We start from the raw sequence: 19,953 nt of genomic DNA on the forward strand, positions 1-19,953 counted from the left end.
ACTGCATATTTGTTAAGCATAATTGTATAAAATGAGGAAAAGAATAGTTGGATAAATCACCTCCACTACCTGTTAACCACCTCTATGGCACAATGCAGAGAAGCAAAAGATTTAATGCGCGATCGCACATGAGCGTGTTACAGCTAAATCCTACTTTGTACGCTTAAGCTAGCAAGTCTTGGGGGTAGGAACGTTCGACTGTACGCAGAAGCAATTCATTCACAACCTGCTACCCAATACCATGCTTAAAATTGCTCAAAAATTGACTCCACCTACCTACCCCTCCTCTCTCATCCCTAGCTCCTAATCCCTAACAGCACCTATGAGCAATGCTACTCGGTTTGACCTCAGCAGAGAAGAAATTATTGCCCGATACCGTCAGCGCATTCAAAAAGGCGATCGCACCAAGCTGTCCAAATACGAGTTGGACCAGCTAGCACTTCATTTTGTCGAGCGATTAAAGTCGCTCAACTCACCAGATGAAATTCAAGCTTTGTGCGGAGCTGAAATTACATTGCTAGAAGAGGGCTATCCCCAAGCAACGATCGCTGGCAATCAGATCCCCTTATACCGCCGACTGATCGAGGATGCAATTTCTACAGGCACTCTGCCCCTAACTGATGAAAATAGTCATCTAGTCACTTGGACTAAGCGCAATACTGGAGAACTCGGACAAACTCAGGAACACTTCGCTCTCTACTACCTCAAATACGATCGAGCTACCTACCAGCAAATTCGCTCTGAAGGTACGGCAGCTAATAACAATAGGCAAGACAATCTACAACCCGTACCCCTGCAACGCTACCTAGATACAGCCGTTGAATTGCTGGCATCAAACGACGAGCGGCATTTAGCGATCGCTCTGGCTGCACTCACGGGTAGGCGGCACACCGAAGTAATTAGCAAGGGTCAGTTCCAACCGACTCACCATCCCTACCTTCTACATTTTCAGGGGCAGCAGAAAAAGCAGATTGGTGAAGGCGAGGCTTCCCCTGCATTCGACATTCTCACGCTCGTACCTGCTGCCCAAGTGCTAGAGAGTATCGAACGGTTCCGCACGCTGCCTGCTATCCAACAGTTAGAAGGGGTGGATAGCAAAGACCCCAAAATGCGCGTGCTGAATACTCGGATTGACCGAGAGATGAAGCATTTGTTTCAGGATAGCGGGATCGTACCCGTGTTGGCTGGCAAGAAGACTGTTTCGATTCATCGGCTCAGAGGCGTGTATGGGGCGATCGCCATTCATTTCTTCTGCCCTCCCACCAAACACGAGCATCGCTTCCTTCAGCACTACCTCGGACACGTACTCGACCAACAGCAGGCTGCACCCAATAGCATAGCGACTAGTCATTATTTTCATTACCGATTAGTTAACCAGCAGGGTCAACCCTTAGAAGGTCAAGGAGTGCTACTGGATGCTAATGGGCTACCACCCCTAGAGCGGGATGAAGTACAGCTAGAGCCAACACAGCCCGTGCCTCAAGAGAAATCAATCGCACCGCTAGAATCTGTAGAGCCAGTGCCACCAGCCCAAAGTGTACGGGTAAAACCAGCGCAGACCAAACTTACCTCTAAAACAGATAAGAGCGAACGAGCGATCGCTTCACCAAATGATTCAACCAAGAGCGATCCCACTCCACCACGCCAACATAGTTTGTTAAGAATTTTTAAGGACGAGCATGACCGCTGGCTGGCTGTATTGGATGCTCTCTGCCCTCAATGTGACAACCAGCAGGAGAAAACCGCTGCCCTGCTGCAATGGGTGGAAGCACGACTTGATAGCTCAAAAGATGTCACCCAAGCCTCTCCAGGGGCTAATGGAGTCACACCAGAGCCGAGCGAGGCAAAATCTCACCTCGCCCGTGCTGCTGAAGGAACCGTTCAACATGACTCTACGCACCCAATCTCGACTCAAGTAGGGGCAGATCGGGAGATCGCGCAGGTAGTCGTAGACCAAGCTCGCACCTTGAGTTGGCTCACGGGTAGGATTGAAGCACTCGAAGCTGAAATTACTACGCTCAAACAACAACGCGAGCAAGCGAGCGCTACTTCTACTCTTTCTTCCACTCTCGGGCTAGAACTAGAACGGTTGAAGACTGAAAATCGGGAGTTAAAGCAGGCGGCTGCAAGATTTGAAGCTGCAAAAGCCGCACTTCTAGGCAACGATCGCCCTACACCAACTCCAAATACTTCACCTACTAAAGGTGCTGATTCTGCCCCTGGCTCTGGGTCAGTATTACACGATCCAGACCAAGTGCAGGAGCAGACCCAACCACAGCCAGTGCCGGATACTACCAACACTACCCCGTCTCGGATTTCCGGCTCGGCTGCACCCAGATCGGCTAGAAGTGGTGGAGCTAAAGAACGAGCAAAACGTATCTTTGCTGCTATTTGTGAATGGAACCAACAACATCCCCAGGATACTTGGGCTATAACTGTCGGTCTACTGGAGGAAACTTTTGGCATCAATCGTAAGGCGGCTAAGGAGTTTATTAGTGCGAATCAGAACTCGATCTCACAACACCACGAGCGCATTGGTGTCAACAATCAACGCGGACATAACCGAGGTAAGGATACAGCAGCACTCAAAGCATTTGTGCAGCAGTTTGAAGCATGAAGCGATCGCCTCATTCTGTTCAGGCATCTTTCGTGCCTAACTTTTCTGGGAGACGACAAATAAAGTTAGGCTCTACAACGAGTAGAAATAAAGTTAGGCTCTACAACAAGTCGAGCTGGCTGTTTCTACAGTGAAAAAGTTAGGCTCTACAATAAGTTAGGCTCTACACGGTGTTTATCCGCATCAAACAAGTTAAAGGCAACAGCTATTTCTACTTGATGGAGTCGCAGCGGGTCGAAGGTAAGCCCCACCCCGTCCCCAAAACCATTGCCTACTTAGGCAATCGGGATCGGGCGATCTCTCGCTTGGAAACGATGGCGATCTCAAACCAGGAACAGCTGATTGCACGAGTGCGGGCTGCCACACCAACCGTAGGCAAGAACCACGGTAAACGCGGTCGTCCCAAAAAAGCATGACATTCCATTCCAACAACAAATTCGACATTGGTAGGAAAGATGAAAGTGTTTAAGGAGATGATTTCAGATGACCGAGCCAAATATTCGCCACCAAGAATTAGACCTTGAAGAATGAAAGAATATATCGTTGCGATCGCTATCTAGTGCATCGCCCGCTCGACGCGAGCGCAATTGAAATGATTTGGCGATGCTTTGCAATTAAATTACCAGGAAAATGAAACCAGAAACTAGAAATGCATTGCTAAAAGCTTACACACAATTACAACAAATTATTGACGATCTGTATGAAGCCGCCGATCATGCCTTAGAAAATGATGACTTTGAGTCCGCCAGCGAACCTAGCCACTAGAGCGGATAAACTTTATGAAGAAGCTGAAAATTTGGAATTTGTCATTTCCGAACTGGAGGATAGATGAAAACCGTTGAACAATTAAGGACTCGCATTCGGGAACTCAGTAAGCAAGCTGTTGAACTGAGACGAAAAGGTTCCCAAGTATACGAAACTAACCAGGAGCAAGCCAAACACTTCCGGCAACAAGCAAGAGAAGCTATGAAGCGTTGCCAAGTTCTCATACAAGAATTGAAACGCCAACAGACTCATAGCTAACAACTAGCTCACCGATCTTGTTAAAGTCAAGTTTGCCTTTGACTGCTATGTGGGAAGAGCCATAAAAAACTGACAATTATCGATGAAAAGTACACCAGCTGCGATCGCGCGATCGCATCAATAGCAGTATCATGGCATCTACAAACCTTTTCGGCAATGTTCTGCTCGTGCCTCCATCTCCACCACCGAAGAAGATACCGTTTCAACAGCGTCGCGACCGCGAATTTCTCTACTTGCACGAAATCGATGCCGTCATTGCCGCTCTCGCACAAACCCGCGCCGCGACTCGTAACACGGCGATCGCCTTGCTGCTCTTTTGCCAAGCCTTACAACCTGCCGAAGCTTGCTGTTTGCACTGGTCTGACATTGACTTTGCCGAAAACATCATAAGAGTCGCACGCCTTCGCACCCTACCAACTCGTTGGGGTCAACCCCCTAGCAATGTGCAACCCCTGAGTTCAACTGAAATTGACATCCTGCAACAGCTCCATGCGATGCGCGGTGAGAGTTGGTTATTCGTCTCCGAACGGCAGACCCGTCTGGCGGAGCGCTCGCTGCACCATCTGATTCAACAAGCTGGAAAGAGCGCGGACATTCCATTCCCTATCCACCCTTACATGCTGCGAACTACTGGTTTATTTTACCGCGCTGCCCTGCTACTCCAACCCACCTCTCTATCTTTACGGCAATGTTGTCTGCTATGGAACTGGCACGGCACGAAGGTGGCGCTTACCCCAGAGCAAGAGCAAGAATATCAGACAATTACAAAATTTCAAGAAGACTCCTTCTTAGCTGCAATTAGGCGTTTGCGGGCTTTTACGGGGATCGGGCACTATCAAAACGTTATCGATTACCTGCTGGGTGCTTACGCTTTATTTCCCCAGCTTCAAAGCATTCCCCAAGACTACTGGCTCGCTGCTATTGACTGGTACGCCTAATACATTGCCGAAAACATTCTAGACCAACTAGGTCTTCTTCAACTTTAGCCCTCGCACGGCGTTGCGCTTCGCCGCCTCAGAGCGTCGGTCGTACTTAGCGGTAGTCGCTAAAGAGGCGTGACCGGCTAACTGCTGCACCGAGAAGGGGTCGGTATTAGCGTCAAACAAGTCTGAGCAAAAGGTGCGACGGAAATCGTGGGGCGAAAACCGTTCGACTCCCGCTTTAGTCGCCCGCTCTCGTACCAGCTTGTAAATGCCGTCTCCATCGGGGGCAAAATGTCGTAGTTCGACTTTACCACCCTTGTTGACCGGACAAATCAACGCCCCTGGAGAGTTCCCCCTAAATGCCAGCCACTCGCTCAAGATCGCTCCTGCCTCCTCATTGAGATAAACGACACGCTTTTTCCCGCCTTTACCGCGCCGGATAACAAGGGAACCATTGCTCCGGTTTAGATCGGCAAGTGTCAGTTGCGCTAACTCCTGCCGCCGCATCCCGCCAATTCGCAGCAGGGCAATGACAGCTGCATCACGCAGGTCGAGGGGCGTTTTAGCAGAGCAACTTTCAATTAGAGCGTCAATTTCTTCGGCGCTCAAGGCACGACCGCGCAGCTCCCCTGACGCTTTGACGTTGGCAAGATCGGTCGCTTTGGTATAGTCGGCAAATTCCATCAAGTCTAACCGATAAGCTTCTTTGAGTACCCGCCGCAGGGCGACGAGCATTTTGTTTACCGTTGCAGGAGCGAGTCGCTGCTTGAGGGCAGTGCGGATAGCAGCCGTATGGCGATAGCGTAGTTTAGACCAATCGAGAGTCAAGCAATCGCATTCTCCATCTGTCAATACCTTTGCAATCGCATCGAGAGAAGAGCGCATGGCACGCTGCGACCCCTCACTTAAAGTGCCGAGGTAGACGGCAGCCGGGTGCAGGGTCAGCGCGACAGGCTCAATTTGTTTCAACGCGGTAATTTCAGCCCGATCTAACAGACGCATCGCTCTTGGAAATATGTCTTCTCAAGAGCTATTTTTTCACGAAACTGCCCTGCTTTTTCGTTGGTTTTTCGTTGGTTTTTCGGTTATAATTTTCAGTGGAGGCGAACGTAGATGGCATCGATGACTCCGAATCCTGAAGCATTAGATTTGAAAGCAGGTCCAAGTTGGTCGTCCTTCGAGCAGTTCCGCAGCCAAGGTGCGAAGGCGCTCGACTCGGTGCGAGGCGGAGCGATCGCTACTCTGCAAACTAAAACGGGACAGTACCGCATTTTGGCAGAAAGTGACTTCCAAGCGCTACTAGGTCTTGCCCGCGACGCAGAGCGCCTGCGAGTCGGATTGCGCGTCGTCGTCAAAGCCGTTCGCGTCGTCCAAAATCATCCCGATAGCGACAGCCTCAGCTTGCTGTCGGAGGCGGTGGCTGTGCTAGGGGAGTTACCAGAGCTACCCGCTCGCGGCAACTTTACTCCCCTAGCTCCAGAGGGACTGGAGGTGGAAGAGGATCTGGAAGTCATTCTCGATGGGGCACAAATCTCGCGCCCACTCGATTTGCGCGAGTGAGGAGCGAATCCCCTTGAGTGCAGCAAACCTTCCACTAGCAAACTCGACTCAACTGAAGGTAAAGCAACGCAATCTCTCAAGGCACCGAACAAGCCGCCTATTTCTATGCCAACAACAGCACAGGCTATTAAATCAGTAATCTTGTGTCAATATCTATCTAACGGTTACAAACCTATCAATGTCTTTCGCTACGATTCCAAATCCGAAACGATCTACATTCAAGCTGGAGAGAACGATGGCATTGCTTTAATTATTTTTAGAAATGGCTCTTGGAGGTTTGAGAATCAATGAGTGAAGTAAACTATCAACAAATGACCCCATCTCAGCTCAAGCAATACTTATCGGTAAATCGGAATGACGAGTCAAAGTTCAGCGCGGCGTTAGGCGAACTAATGAGTCGTGATATATGGACGGAGGTAGACGCGGATACACCTGTCTCCGAACAAGAGGCAATTCTGCAAAAATTGATTGAGAAGAAGAAAAGCTCATGAGAGTGCCAAACTCATACAATGGGGCGGGAATCTTTGCAATCTCAAAACTTTGGGCGCTTAATCAAAGATTTTCCTTGAGTTGGCTCGTCTTGAATGACGTGCAGTATGGAAATCGCGTCAATCAGTTGCCAAAGGGTTACGGGTTGTTTTGAGTTTTGTAATGGTGCGTTTTCTGGTGGTACGTCTTTCAAGCGCGAACGCCTCCTGGGTAGTAAGTCAGTAACTGCTTTGTGCTTTGATGTTGATGCTGGTTGCGTCAAATAATTGAAATAGTTGAGACGCGATGGTCGCAAAGCAAACCGACGAGCGGCATCGCCTTGGCGCGAGTTGCTCTATCGTCGAACTGCAACATCCCTCATCTGCTCCTGCTGCTGTTTGGCAACGCTATTCGTCCACTCTTCGGTTAGCTTTTGTGCAACGCCCAAGCCATTGGGGGTTGACCTGATACATTCTCCTCGGACGACCGCGCCCAACTATTTTCTGCCAACGAGAAGCGATCGCTTTCTCATCTTCCAGAAAGCCACTGCTATCTACTGGGATCGGGCATAGCAAAATCTCCCAGGAGAAAGCTGTTACTATTGCGGGTTTGAACCGCCGAGACTTTCTTGCAGCTCTTGAGCGCGAGCAAGTCGATGTATTCGTTGTAGACTTCGACGACCTGCAACGGGAAGCTCGAACGTGGTTGAGCTTCCTGTGGCGAGTAGGTAATAGTGCTAGCATGGTAAGCTGCCACCCTGAAAAACTATGGATTCATTTGACTGGTTAGAGCAACTGCACCGCGAGGCGTGGACTGCCAGAATCCGACAGATGCGCCCCCAACTACGGGAAGAACGAACGCAAGTCCAAGCGCAGTTCTTAGCGCCCCACCCAGTAGAGCAAAGTTCTTCGCCGCGATCGCCAACGACCAACTCGACAATCCCGTTAAGCGACATAATAGCGATCGCGGCGAACAAGTGCAATTTTTGTGGGTCACGTTCGTATGGCAGTTGAGTGGATTCTCCAAAACTTGCTTTTTTATAATGCCCTGTTTGGCTTTGTGGTGAACTTAGGTCAGATGAAATTACTTACTGCATCGCTGCGGAGGGCGAAATCAGGGGTATGTCAAAATCTACGCTGTGCGGGGAAACGTTGTTAGCTTTTATATGTATATGCTTGAAATCCTCAATCTACAAGCATTTCAGCCAAAATTATGTGTAGTCCAGCCGGAGCGAAGCATAGATATCCGATCCGCATCCAGAGCGATCGCGCTCAACTTGTAGAGTTTGACGAAAAGAACGCTCGCGCATTCCTAAAAGCAAGTCAGCCTGTAATTCCTATGTGGCTAGATTCAGGTGCATCAGCGGCTGGCAAGTAGGTTGACGGGATACGGCGATCGCAATCTTCGCGGACTCGCGGACTATATTCCCACTGAGTCTTCAAACCTTCAGTAAACCTTCAGTTGACAACAATCTTAGCGCAGTAACAAACCACCTTAAACTTAACTTTTTTGAAGATATAAAGCTTTCGTTTAAACTATCAACGTAGATTTACTGACTGATATTTAAAGCCTTTTTAAGCCTCACAAATAATATAGCTATTTCTCTAGATTGCAGGAAATTAAATGCTACATTTATCACCTCTATGAGGCTTGGTAAACACTATATTAAGCTCCTGTAGCTGCAAAGTTAAAGGGATTAATATCTTTTTAAGATTTCGTGGATTTTGAGCAAAGGTAAAGATAAATTAGTTATATAAGTTTGTTGGGTAACACTACGCTGCTTTATATATAAAACCTGTCTATTATAAATTAGGCATAAGTCAAACGACGAGTGCAGAGTCGAGCGATCGACTATAGCCAACTATTTGCCTGACACAAGAATAACAGAATTTTTGAGCGCGAATTACTCAACAATTAGCCGCGCTTGTAAATAGAAGTAGAGGTGCGATTATTTGCGTCTCTACACAATATTTCAATGTAACAGAGTAGCTGCGACGTACTAGCGTTAGCGGTCTAGCTTTGCTGCGCGGTAGGTTCCCCTTCGCCTCATCTTCCTATCTCGCTATGTCGCCATTGGAACTACAAGAGTCTGTCTTAAAATCACTTCAAAGTCTAAAAAGTCTTGATGCACTCAAGAAACTATTCTGGAGTCAGTTGAGTTACGAACGAGTTAATAAAGCACTTTCTCGGCGAGGATGGACTGCAAAAGTTGACAAGGAGCTAGAAGAAGACCCAGTGTTATTAGCTTCTGGAGGAATTAATAATGACTTTCACGTTATTTATGCTCGACTGAAATCAGCTCGATTATCAAGAGAAGGGGAAAGAATCGTTGTCAATCGTCTTCTACAAGATCATCCCTATACTCTCTTTATTTTTTCCAATAAAACACAATCGCAGTGGCATTTTCTCAACGTCAAGTACGATAGCACGACTGAGAAAAGAAAACTCTTCCGGCGCATTACGGTTGGGGAAGGAGAACAATTAAGAACAGCAACGGAACAACTGAGCCTGCTGAATCTTGAATCTATTAATCCTGACGCATCACCTTTAGAGATTCAGCAACGCCATGATGAAGCATTTGACGTTGAGGTAGTCACTAACAAGTTTTTTGCACAGTATCGTCAAATTTTTGAGCAAGTTGAAGGACTAATTAAACCAACTCTAACAGAGAACGAACGCAGGCGGTTATTCACTCAAAAGCTATTTAACCGTTTGATGTTTATTGCCTTTATTCAGAAAAAAGGTTGGCTGAAGTTCAATGGGAAAACTGATTACCTATCAGCTCTGTGGCAGGATTACCAGCAGGACGACAGCACTGCAAATAAGAATTTTTATCGCGATCGCCTATCGCACCTCTTCTTTGAAGGACTTAATAATCCTCAACAGCAAGATATAGCTGGTATCAATAATGGTGGCTATTTTAAATACTTGATTGGTACAGTACCGTACTTAAACGGTGGGCTATTTGAAAGAGATGAAGACGATAAAGACTCTCATATTATAGTACCAGATGAATGTCTCGATACTATTCTTCATGACCTATTTCAACGCTTTGCTTTTACCGTTACTGAGAGTACGCCGCTGGATGTAGAAGTGGCGGTTGACCCAGAAATGCTGGGCAAAGTGTTTGAGGAACTGGTGACAGATAGACATGGATCGGGAAGTTACTATACTCCTAAACCCATCGTTTCTTTTATGTGCCGAGAAGCATTGAAGGGCTATCTCAAATCTCAAGTTTCAGGAGAGTTAACCGATGCAATTGAGCAATTTGTTGATGAACATGAGCCAGTTAATTTAGGAAATCATGAAGCAATTTTAGAAGCATTACGGCGCGTTCGCACCTGTGACTTAGCCGCTGGCAGTGGGGCTTACCTGTTAGGAATGCTACATGAGTTATTAGATTTACGACAGTGCTTGTTTAACACTAAAAAACTAGATTCTAAATCTACCTACCAACGTAAGTTAGAGATTATCGAAAACAATCTTTATGGAGTAGACATCGATCCATTTGCTGTCAACATTGCTCGATTAAGATTGTGGTTATCTCTAGCAGTAGATTATGAAGGAGACAATCCGCCACCACTACCAAACCTGAAATATAAAATCGAAGTGGGAGATAGTCTGATTGCACCTAACCCTAAAAGGATGGGATCGATTCAAGCTATAAGTATACAGCAGTATCGAGATGCTAAAGCCCGTTATATGAAGGCACATTTATGGGGTGAAAAGAAGGCTTTAGAACAAGAGATTACAACGCTGAAGACGGAAATCGCTCTATTGACTCATGGTAGCAGCAAAGTATCTGGGTTTGATTGGGCAGTAGAGTTTGCTGAAGTATTTGTAGATGGTGGGTTTGATATCGTTTTAGCGAATCCACCATACGTGCGACAAGAATTAATTAAACACTTAAAGCCAACGTTGGAAAAGGTTTATCCATCTATTTATACAGGAAAAGCTGATTTATACTGTTTCTTTTATGCTCGCGCTTTAGAATTGTTGAATTCTGAAGGAATGCTAACATTTATTTCGTCAAATAAATGGTTTCGTGCCAATTATGGGGAAAAACTAAGAAAGTATATTGCTGAAACTTGTAATATACAAAGTATTACAGATTTTGGAGATTTGCCCGTCTTTAAAACTGCGACAGCATACCCAATGATTTTTATTGCAAAAAATCGAAAAGTAGATAGCTCTTCAACTATTTTTACTCAAGTTAAATCTTTAGAAGCTCCTTATCCTAATGTATTAGCGATTATTCGAGAAAAGGGGCAAGTTTTACCGCATACAGCTGTCAACAGTTCGCGTTGGATGCTAACTGATAACACTTCAGCTAATCGACTAGAAAAAATGGAGTTAGTAGGTATTTCGTTAGGCAAATATATTGATGGTCAGATTTATTATGGTGTTAAAACTGGGTTTAATAAAGCATTTATCATTGATGGTTTGAAACGAGCAGAATTAATTGCCAAAGACCCCAAAAGTGCAGAAATTATTAAGCCGCTAGCAGTAGGCAAGGACATTCGTAAGTGGTATGTTGACAGGCAAGAGCGATGGTTAATTTTTACAAGACGTGACATCGATATAGATACTTATCCTGCAATCAAAGCTCATTTAGCTCAATGGCAAGCAGAGTTAACACCAAAGAAAACAGGAAAGGAATCTGTAGGGCGGTCGGGTGGTGATTACAAATGGTATGAACTCCAAGCAAGTCCCAGTAATATAAAGCGATTAGAAGTAACAAAGATTGTATTTCCTGATATCGCTAAAGAACTACGTTTTGCTTTTGATAGTAAAGGTATGTATTTGAACAACACAGGCTATTTTATTCCAACAAATGACTTATATTTGCTTGGCGTACTTAATTCTTCTGTAGTTGAAACTTTTTACATTGAGTTAAGCACTCAAATTAGAGGTGGCTATTTACGCTTTTTTCGTCAATATGTCGAAAAAATTCCTATTCCCAATGCTTCTACTAATGAGCGAGAAGCAATATCTAAATTAGTCCAAAAATGTCTAGATGCAAAAGGAATTGGGTGTGAGGTGTGGGAAAAAGAAATAGACGATCGCGTTGCTGCCCTTTACGGATTGTGATAGAAGGATAGTAAGGAAGCTAGAAAAGGGATTAGATAGCAGCTAGTCCTCAGAATAACGCTCATTCACCTCAAGGAGGACATCATGAAAAAACCTTTTGCTTTCAAAGTCGAAAATATTGAGGGAGATGAAGTAGCAATTGTGCCTAGCTTAGAAAAAGCGATCGCTGCTGCCAAAAACGACCTTAAATATGGTCATTCACCTAACTACATAACCGTGACAGCATACTATGAAGATGGTCAGACTGAAGAAGTAGACTTATCTTCTTATATAGCAGAACCACCTACTGAAGAAGAAGCAAAGGAGTTTATCAGAAAAAAAAGAAAAGAAATACAAGAAGCTGAAGAAAATGCACAAAACCTTAAGAATCTGAGAATTGCTTCCGTTGCAAAATTACATGGTATCGGGCTAGTAGACGTGACATCTACAGTTTCAGATGAGGAGTTAATAAAACAATATATAAGCAACAAACCCAGAGCGTGGAAGAATTAGGAATGAAACAGACATGGGACAGTTAAATATCCCATCATCTAGCATTATTTATATAGATACATCACCAGTTATTTATACTGTTGAAGAGAATCAAATTTATGCTTCACTACTACAACCATTATGGTTGAAATTTCAAACAAATGAAGTTGAAATCATTAGCAGTGAACTAATACTAATGGAAACGCTAGTCGTCCCGTTAAGAAGTGCAAATAATGCTCTGATTGCAAAATATGAAAATCTCCTTCTCTCTTCAGAAATGCGACTGATTCCCATCAGCCAAGCCGAGAAGAAAGCAAGCTGCAACTCTCAGGGCTACCACTAATATAAAAACACCTGATGCTATTCATGCTGCTACAGCTTTATCTGTCAATTGTACCCAATTTATTACTAACGAGCGGGGCTTTCGCAATGTGTCCGGCTTGTCCGTTGTTGTCCTCAGTGAAGTCCTAGCATCTTAAACCGTATTTACTTTCAACCTTAAATATTTATATTTATCCGCACACATCAGCGAACTCTTGAGTCAGCCGCTGGCGTGTCTAGATTTGCATTTCTAAGTAAAAACTTATGCCAACTCATGACATTATAGATAACCGCGAGCGTAAATTAGTAGACCAAATCAACCGCATTCTTGACTCTTCAGAAGCAGCTCATTTTGCAGTAGGTTACTTCTTTCTTTCTGGCTTCACCGCCATTGCAGATCGCCTCACCAATATTAAAGAATTACGCTTACTAATTGGCAACACCACCAACCGCGAAACAATCGAACAAATCGCCCAAGGATACCGACAACTAGAATTAATTGCTGATAAAGTTGAAGCTCAAACCTATCCCAAACGCCCTGAAGTTAAACAAATGGCAGCGGATACAGCAGCCAATATCCGTTCCAGTATAGAACTAATGGATCAGACTGATGAAGCTGAGGCACTGGTAAAAAACCTAGTGCAGATGATTGAAGAAAAACGGCTTCATGTGAAGGTTTACACCAAAGGAACCTTACACGCCAAAGCCTATATTTTTGACTACGGTGCTGTCTTTGATAACAAAGGTAGACCCGTACAACGTGCAGAAAATGGCATTGCTATTGTCGGATCGTCTAATCTTACCCTTTCCGGCATCACTCACAACACTGAACTAAATGTAGTGATTCATGGCAACGATAACCATGCAGAATTAACCCACTGGTTTGATGAACTCTGGAACGAAGGAGAAGATTTTAATGAAGCTTTGATGCGAGAAATGAAACAGTCTTGGGCTGTTTCCCTCGCCCGTCCCTATGATGTTTACATGAAAACTCTCTATGCCTTAGTGCGCGATCGCCTAGAGGATACAGCTGCAAAAGACATTATTTTAGAAGACGAAATTACCAAACAATTAGCAGAATTCCAAAAAGTTGCTGTGATTCATGCTATTAACAATATTCGAGACTACGGTGGGACTTTTGTCTCTGATGTCGTTGGACTGGGTAAAAGCTTCATTGGGGCGGCAATTGTCAAACGCTTTGAACAAATAGAACGCGCCCGTCCTTTTATTATCTGCCCTCCCCCACTGATAGAAATGTGGGAACGTTACAACGAAGTTTACCAACTGAATGCCCGCGTTCTGTCAATGGGGTTGTTGAAGGAAGATGATGAGAGTGGATTCAAGGCTCTCTTGGATGATTTCAAGTATAAAGATAGAGACTTCGTACTAATTGACGAAAGCCACAACCTGCGAAATAACACGACTCAACGCTATAAAGTTTTAGAAACATTTTTAGCTACTGGTAAACGCTGTTGTCTGTTAACAGCAACTCCCCGCAACAAGAGTGCTTGGGATATCTACTACCAACTGAAATTATTCCATCAAGACGATAAAACTGACTTACCCATAGACCCCCCTGACTTGAAAGAATACTTTCGGTTAGTTGAAAGGGGCGAAAAGAAACTGCCAGAGTTACTATCTCACATCCTGATTCGCCGCACCCGCAATCACATCTTACGTTTTTACGGATTCGACGCTGCTACCCATCAACCAGTCGATCCATCTAGCTTTGGAGAGTACCTCAACGGTACGCGACGGGCTTACGTCATTGTTGGCGGGAAGCATCGCTTTTTCCCCAAGCGAGAACTAGAAACCATAGAGTACAGCATCGAGGATACTTACCAGGGGCTTTACCAAGAATTACGTCAATACATAGGAAAATCTCGTAAGCGCCTACTAGTCAAGCCACCAGTTGATGAACTCAGCTATGCCCGCTATGGACTGTGGAACTATGTCTTAAAATCCAAACAGAAGCAAGAACCATACACCACATTGCAACGGGCTGGTGCAAATCTGCGCGGTTTGATGCGAGTGTTGTTGTTTAAGCGGTTCGAGTCCAGTGTCTACGCCTTTCAAGAAACTATCAAAAAATTGTTGCTCGTGCATCAACGGTTTCTCAGTGGACTGGAGCGAGGATTTGTTCCCGCCGGAGAAGAAGCACAAACTCTCTTATCCGAAGATTATAACGAAGCTGAAGAACAAGACTTGATGGATGCTTTACGTCAAGTCTCAGATAAATATGACTTAGCTGATTTTGATGCAGAAAGATTACAGCAGCATATCGAACACGATCTTAAACTTTTAAAAAAAATTCAAGAATTAGTTGCACCGATCGCTCCCGATAAAGATGCAAAATTACAAAAACTCAAACAGTGGCTATCTAAACCTCCTTTCAAAGACAAGAAACGATTAATTTTTACCCAGTATGCTGATACAGCTAAGTATCTGTACGACAACTTGAATCCACAAGGTCAGTTAGATGACATTGAGGTAATTTATAGCAGTAACAGCCCGAAAAAAGTGCGTCTAGTCGGAAGATTTGCACCATTAGCTAATCAGGAATATAAATTCAAACCTGGAGAAAACCAAATAAATACGCTGATTGCCACCGATGTCTTAGCTGAAGGTTTAAACCTTCAAGACGGCGACCTGATCGTCAATTACGATTTGCACTTCAATCCAGTGCGATTGATTCAGCGTTTTGGTCGAATTGACCGAATTGGTAGCGATAAAGATGTAATTTATGGCTTCAACTTTCTACCAGAATTGGGCATCGAACGCAACTTAGGCTTGAAGCAAAAGCTCAAAAATCGGATTCAGGAAATTCATGACACTATTGGTGAAGATGCTGCCATTTTGGATCGAACTGAGCAACTCAACGAAGAAGCAATGTATGCCATTTACGAACAAAAGGGCAAACAGTTGAGTCTCTTTGAGCCAGAATCAGAGGAATTTTTGGATTTAAATGAAGCTGAAGAAATTCTCAGACAATTACAGAAGAATGACCCTGGTGAATTCGAGCGGATTGCCAATTTACCCAATGGTATTCGTACAGCTAAAGTATCAATGCATCAGGCGACATACGTGTTTTGTGAAGCTTCAGACCCCAATCGACTCGATATCAAAGGCTACCAGCAGTTATTTTTGATAGATGACAAAGGAGATGTCATTTCAAGAGACATTCCCCGCATTCTGGGGGCAATTAAATCCGATTCAACCACTCCCGTTGCCGCGCTTCCCCAAGACCATAACTCTGCTGTTATGCGTGTCAAGCGTCAATTTGCTGAAGAAGTCAAGCATCGCCAAGCAGAACGCGATTTCCACCAGCGATTGACTCAGGGGCAGCGGTACATATTACGAGAACTGAGAGTATTTTTTAAAACAATCCAAGAAGAGGAAGTAAAAGCCCAAGTTAATATTTTAGAAAAAGTGTTTCGCGGTTCAATGACTGGGGCAATCAGCCGAGAGATAAATGCGCTGCGACGCAATAGTGTAACAGGTCAGGATTTATTCAACCAACTGGTGCAGATTTACAATCAACATAATATGCGCGAATGGCTAAATAATAATAGTTTGCCAACACTATCTCATCCAGTTCCCATTATTGTTTGTAGTGAAGCTTTTGTGTGACTTCATTAAAGTATGCTTTGCTTCTGATACTTAAGTCTAGCTGCTAATGACTGGGGGTAGGATTAAACCGAAACTAACTTTTTGCTCGTTGGGCGATCGCCGCAATTACTTTGAGATCCAAAACAGAGATGGTATCGCCATCAGGAGTTTGGAAAGTCCATCGCAGGCGATCGTTTTCCTGGAGTACTGCACAAACAAACTGGCAATTAGAAATGTGTTCCCAATAAAGTTCTAAACTTTCTGCACTCCTTCTCATTTGTCGAATTGTAAAACTCAGTTGCTTCAACACAACGTCCCGCAGCTTTTTTGGTATCCAAGCCAACTGAGAAAGCGCATCGGGATTAGAACACAAATGTGTAGTTAATAAGTTAGCAATGCGATCGCGTTGCTGCGAACTCATGCAACTAGCAGCCTTCATCAGCTTTTTGGCACTGCGATCTATCTGTTGTGCCAACTCTACCCATGTGGCACAGCCCAACACTTGTGCTGCTAATTCTCTTGCATTTGGTAATTGTTGTAGCGACTTTGTTTGACTTGGTGCAATTGGTACGATTGGTGATGAATTGGCGCACTCATCAACTGCGAGAGTGCCAGTATTAGCAAAGCTTTGGGCGGATGAATTGGTGAATTGGTGAGGACAGTGCCGTGCGGGGGTGTCCCCCGTTGAGGCAACTGTCCGGTGGGGTGAGGCGTAAGCGTTGCCCTCTTGAGTTGTCGCTTCACTTGACAGCTTGGCAGTCAAGGTAGAGTCTATTTGTTCACCAATTTCACCAATTAGTGTTTGTAAGCTAGAAACAGTGGGGCTTTCAGCGATTGGTGATGCCATCAACTCACCACCAACATCCACCAATCGATCGCCACTGGCATCCGGTTGGGTATTGGGGATGTAGACCATCTCGCTGCCTTCTCCCTCAATCCGACCGTGACCTGCTGCTGCTAACGGCTGGAAAATCGAGCAGCGAATTTTTTCTACTGCCCAATTTTTCAGGGCATTGATCCGCGTCTTCAGGAACGATGCTCCTACACCTTTACTGCATTTGGTAAAAAACTTCTCGGCTTGAGTCTGTACCTTGAGGAAAAGCCCTTCTAACTGGCAGTTAGGTGCGTTATGCGCGTGGATCAGCTTGTGTTGCCATAGATAAAAAGAGGCAATTTCGATCGCGTGTTGCATCGTTTCGCCACTAATGACTGGTATGGGGTTTTCACCGCGCAGCACGGCATTAACTATATGCAGCCACAGCGCGAGCCGAGCCGTATAAGACTCAATCTTGGCGTAGATTAGCGATAGCCCAAAATGCACTTCTTCAATCTCGGCGTTAACTAAAGTATGGTTCCACCCTTGAAATAGCACTTTAGCTTCGTGGGAGAGTAGGTAGTCAGATTGGGGCAGTTTTTCTAATTCCCCGTACAACTCCTGCAACAATGGTTTGAGAGTATTAGCAGAGCGAGAAGATAACAAGTCGAGATACCGAGCTGGTGCATCGATAATCGAGCAGTAGAGAAACCGAGACGAGTAACCGGAGGCAATGAAGTTAACTTCGTCTGCCATCAACCGCGCCAACGTGTCCCATTGGTACGTCCCCGTCTTGCTCAAAGCAACGCGCCCCAAAAATAGCCGAGCATCGTGACGGTCAAAATTTCCACCAGAGCCATTCCAAAACGATAGTTCTAGTTGTAGGTCGTCGCCTTTACCGCTCTTATACTGGTTCAAGCGTTGGTAGTCTGCTACTAACTCGTCCAGATATTCCAGCAAGCCGCGTTGATTCTCGTCATGAATCCGAATTTTGGTGGAAGTGGTAACGTTATTGAGCAACCGCCGCTGTCGCACTGGTGGTTTGCCATCAGCATCCTTGTCATTCTCGTAATCCTCCATTTGAATGTCGTGGATCTCTTTGGCTGCTGCTTCCATTTCCTCTAACGGCTTGAGAATTGCCTGCTGGGGTGGAGTTTTGGCTTGACCGCTGTGGGCGACGTTAGCCGTCCAGAAAATACAAGGTTGCGTATAGCCGCCTTCTGGGTTGATCGCGACTCTCGCTGCCGTGCCGATGCGCGAGGCACTAGAGGCAAGAAAAGTATTAAATAGGTACTCTGGTGCGGTGGGCATTGCTGCTGCCATAGACACTAGCGGGTCGGCTAATGCCTTATCTAAATAGCGTCCAATGTCCAACCGCTTGCGACAACTCTTGAGTATTCCTTGAAAGGACTGGACTGCCGCAATGACTTCGGTGGCTAGTTCGCCTTCAGCCCGAATAATCCTAGCTAGAGAGTTAATCTCGTTATACGTGCGTCCGGTAGCAGTAGCTAAGTCCATCAAGGCGCTGGCAACAACTGATTCAGTTTCGTGCCGCGAGAGAATTTCTCTAATGCGATCGCACAAAGTTACAGCAGCAACGGGTGGTTTCCCAACATTGCTACCGTTGCCATGACCAAATCCTCTCCCAGAGACCTGATTATGACTTTTCTGGGTAGCTTGCTGCTGTCGATTTGGTTTGAGGTGATGCTTCCAGTACCATGCTCTGATACAAGCTTCCACTCCTTCTGGCTGGCAGCTAGGACCAGGGCGATCTTTTTCGGCTGATTTCCAGATTGCATCTACCTCAGAAGCAGGTAAGGGTGGGGTGCAGCGATTAGCATAGTCTTCTAGCATTTGCTGGGGGTTGCCGTTAAAATGCTGCCCGATCGCTTGGAGGTAGGTAGCAGTCCCAATCAAGTCACGCGCTAATTTAGCTCCCGATACGTTGCGGCTGCCTTCGCTGACTCCAGATTCAAGTAGTAGGCGAGATTCCTTGGAAAGGCACGCTTCTAAGGGAACTGCTTCCGGCACTGGAACCTGAATCTCTTCATAGCGTTGTCCTTGAGGTGTAGATCCACAAGACGGTTGCAACAGCGGCAGTTTAGTCGCTGGTGGTTTTGGTAGTGGAATAGCAGCGCGTAGCTCCTCGTAGCTACAACGCTTGTCCCCACAGTGAATGATGTTGCAGCGTACTGGTTCGCACCCAGGTTTGATATGGTAAGAACCAGCCAGTCTCATGACCCGACTGGGATTTTTTAAGGCAGGGTCGGAGCCAGTGCGAATGAGCAGGTCAGTTTGTAATTTGCGCCAAGCATCAATTTCTATTGCTGCATCAAATACCCAATAGGTATGTACGGATTTGCGGGTTTGTACTTGTAATGTTGGTTCTGGCAAGTTTAGAGAGCGCCAAAACTCTTTTTGGTCTTCAATCGGGCGATCGTCAAATTCGCAGAAGATGGCACGGCAGGACTTTACGTCTTCGTCTTTATGTCCCCCACCATTCACCACGATATAAACGCCATATCCTTGTGCTTGCCAACGTTCTACTTGCTCCCAGTTGAGGCGATCGGCTTTACGTCCGGTGTTGGGCGCGTAGCGGGGATCTTCTTTGGGCAAGAAAGCTCGGACGTAGACGGCATCTCCCTGCTGGTAGCCCAGCGCCTCTAGGTGAGCAGTTGCTTGGTTGCGGTCGATGTAAGGTTTGTGTGATGCGACAAACTGATTTTCGTACTCCTGGAACATCTCGAATCTCCTGCTGGGAGCCGAGACAAATGCAAGCGATCGCAATAACATTACTTCTGAATCCGCTCTGCTCGGAGAAGTCGGGGTTAAAACTTGTTCCCATGTCAGGATGCGAACCCAGCTATGTTTGTCTCGGCTTTGGCTTTTAAAAGGTGCATCTTGGTTTTATAACAGATGCCTTTATCGATACCGAGCCATTTTTCGAGCTGATTTGTAATAGTTTTTATTACAACTTGGAGCGAGCAATGCCTGAAACCCTTGTTCTATCGTGACCTAACTCCTATGTTTGGGGGGGGGGTTCTAGAGTCGTTGGG

At 45.6% G+C, this 19,953-nt stretch carries 17 protein-coding genes and 2 pseudogenes; 14 read left to right on the forward strand and 5 right to left on the reverse strand.

Annotation, left to right across the window (positions count from 1 at the left end):
* Positions 1-322 precede the first annotated feature (322 nt).
* From DSM107010_RS31870 to DSM107010_RS31890, 5 genes are all read left to right on the forward strand, one after another.
* Positions 323-2,617: a telomere resolvase gene (locus DSM107010_RS31870; protein WP_106169175.1), complete on the forward strand. Its 2,295-nt coding sequence runs from the start codon at positions 323-325 to the stop codon at positions 2,615-2,617.
* A 170-nt stretch (positions 2,618-2,787) separates the two neighbouring features.
* Positions 2,788-3,033, forward strand: coding sequence for a hypothetical protein (locus DSM107010_RS31875; protein ID WP_127024861.1), 246 nt, complete (start codon positions 2,788-2,790; stop codon positions 3,031-3,033).
* A 214-nt stretch (positions 3,034-3,247) separates the two neighbouring features.
* The gene (locus tag DSM107010_RS42575; RefSeq protein ID WP_015155771.1) at positions 3,248-3,382 is read left to right on the forward strand and encodes a hypothetical protein; all 135 of its coding nucleotides are present in this window, start codon (positions 3,248-3,250) and stop codon (positions 3,380-3,382) included.
* A 63-nt stretch (positions 3,383-3,445) separates the two neighbouring features.
* Positions 3,446-3,640, forward strand: coding sequence for a hypothetical protein (locus DSM107010_RS31885; protein WP_015155772.1), 195 nt, complete (start codon positions 3,446-3,448; stop codon positions 3,638-3,640).
* A 131-nt stretch (positions 3,641-3,771) separates the two neighbouring features.
* Positions 3,772-4,578 carry a tyrosine-type recombinase/integrase gene (locus DSM107010_RS31890; RefSeq protein ID WP_106169173.1) on the forward strand — a complete coding sequence of 269 codons (807 nt, stop codon included), beginning with the start codon at positions 3,772-3,774 and terminating at the stop codon, positions 4,576-4,578.
* 27 nt (positions 4,579-4,605) lie between these two features.
* Here the strand turns inward: DSM107010_RS31890 and DSM107010_RS31895 are convergent, their stop codons facing one another.
* The gene (locus DSM107010_RS31895; protein ID WP_106169172.1) at positions 4,606-5,565 is read right to left on the reverse strand and encodes a tyrosine-type recombinase/integrase; all 960 of its coding nucleotides are present in this window, start codon (positions 5,563-5,565) and stop codon (positions 4,606-4,608) included.
* Between the two features lie 111 nt (positions 5,566-5,676).
* Between DSM107010_RS31895 and DSM107010_RS31900 the strand changes: the two genes are divergently transcribed.
* The 3 genes from DSM107010_RS31900 to DSM107010_RS31910 all read left to right on the forward strand — a co-directional run bounded on the left by DSM107010_RS31900 (position 5,677) and on the right by DSM107010_RS31910 (position 6,614).
* Positions 5,677-6,123 (forward strand): hypothetical protein, encoded by a 447-nt coding sequence (locus DSM107010_RS31900; protein ID WP_106169171.1) that lies wholly within the window; start codon positions 5,677-5,679, stop codon positions 6,121-6,123.
* Positions 6,124-6,228: 105 nt separating this feature from the next.
* Positions 6,229-6,414: a DUF6888 family protein gene (locus DSM107010_RS31905; protein ID WP_106169170.1), complete on the forward strand. Its 186-nt coding sequence runs from the start codon at positions 6,229-6,231 to the stop codon at positions 6,412-6,414.
* Positions 6,411-6,614: a DUF6887 family protein gene (locus tag DSM107010_RS31910; protein WP_106169169.1), complete on the forward strand. Its 204-nt coding sequence runs from the start codon at positions 6,411-6,413 to the stop codon at positions 6,612-6,614. Before DSM107010_RS31905 ends, DSM107010_RS31910 begins: the two co-directional genes overlap by 4 nt.
* A gap of 41 nt (positions 6,615-6,655) precedes the next feature.
* On the opposite strand, the gene DSM107010_RS31915 is transcribed toward DSM107010_RS31910, so the two are convergent.
* Complete coding sequence (locus tag DSM107010_RS31915) at positions 6,656-6,874, reverse strand: hypothetical protein (protein WP_127024864.1); 219 nt, start codon at positions 6,872-6,874, stop codon at positions 6,656-6,658.
* A gap of 124 nt (positions 6,875-6,998) precedes the next feature.
* A pseudogene (locus tag DSM107010_RS40960) lies at positions 6,999-7,133 on the reverse strand (PadR family transcriptional regulator); the annotation flags it as partial.
* Here DSM107010_RS40960 and DSM107010_RS43315 point away from each other — a divergent pair.
* Positions 7,095-7,284 (forward strand): annotated as a pseudogene (locus DSM107010_RS43315) (UPF0175 family protein); the annotation flags it as partial. The pseudogenes DSM107010_RS40960 and DSM107010_RS43315 sit on opposite strands and share 39 nt — an antisense overlap.
* A 72-nt stretch (positions 7,285-7,356) precedes the next feature.
* On the opposite strand, the gene DSM107010_RS41670 reads toward DSM107010_RS43315, so the two are convergent.
* A complete protein-coding gene (locus tag DSM107010_RS41670; RefSeq protein ID WP_241994424.1) occupies positions 7,357-7,587 on the reverse strand; it encodes a hypothetical protein in 231 nt (76 codons plus the stop codon).
* 1,068 nt (positions 7,588-8,655) lie between these two features.
* Here DSM107010_RS41670 and DSM107010_RS31935 point away from each other — a divergent pair.
* The 5 genes from DSM107010_RS31935 to DSM107010_RS31950 all read left to right on the forward strand — a co-directional run bounded on the left by DSM107010_RS31935 (position 8,656) and on the right by DSM107010_RS31950 (position 16,104).
* A complete protein-coding gene (locus DSM107010_RS31935) occupies positions 8,656-11,682 on the forward strand; it encodes an Eco57I restriction-modification methylase domain-containing protein (protein ID WP_106168601.1) in 3,027 nt (1,008 codons plus the stop codon).
* Between the two features lie 84 nt (positions 11,683-11,766).
* Positions 11,767-12,174, forward strand: a complete 408-nt coding sequence (locus DSM107010_RS31940) for a hypothetical protein (protein ID WP_106168600.1) — start codon at positions 11,767-11,769, stop codon at positions 12,172-12,174.
* Between the two features lie 13 nt (positions 12,175-12,187).
* Complete coding sequence (locus DSM107010_RS31945) at positions 12,188-12,496, forward strand: hypothetical protein (protein ID WP_199755890.1); 309 nt, start codon at positions 12,188-12,190, stop codon at positions 12,494-12,496.
* A gap of 19 nt (positions 12,497-12,515) precedes the next feature.
* Positions 12,516-12,632 carry a hypothetical protein gene (locus DSM107010_RS43320; protein ID WP_422387913.1) on the forward strand — a complete coding sequence of 39 codons (117 nt, stop codon included), beginning with the start codon at positions 12,516-12,518 and terminating at the stop codon, positions 12,630-12,632.
* A 106-nt stretch (positions 12,633-12,738) separates the two neighbouring features.
* Positions 12,739-16,104, forward strand: a complete 3,366-nt coding sequence (locus tag DSM107010_RS31950; protein ID WP_127024870.1) for a helicase-related protein — start codon at positions 12,739-12,741, stop codon at positions 16,102-16,104.
* Between the two features lie 73 nt (positions 16,105-16,177).
* On the opposite strand, the gene DSM107010_RS31955 is transcribed toward DSM107010_RS31950, so the two are convergent.
* The gene (locus DSM107010_RS31955) at positions 16,178-19,639 is read right to left on the reverse strand and encodes a DUF3987 domain-containing protein (protein ID WP_127024873.1); all 3,462 of its coding nucleotides are present in this window, start codon (positions 19,637-19,639) and stop codon (positions 16,178-16,180) included.
* Positions 19,640-19,953 lie beyond the last annotated feature (314 nt).

This window comes from Chroococcidiopsis cubana SAG 39.79, from assembly GCF_003991895.1.
Classification (GTDB): Bacteria; Cyanobacteriota; Cyanobacteriia; order Cyanobacteriales; family Chroococcidiopsidaceae; genus Chroococcidiopsis; species Chroococcidiopsis thermalis.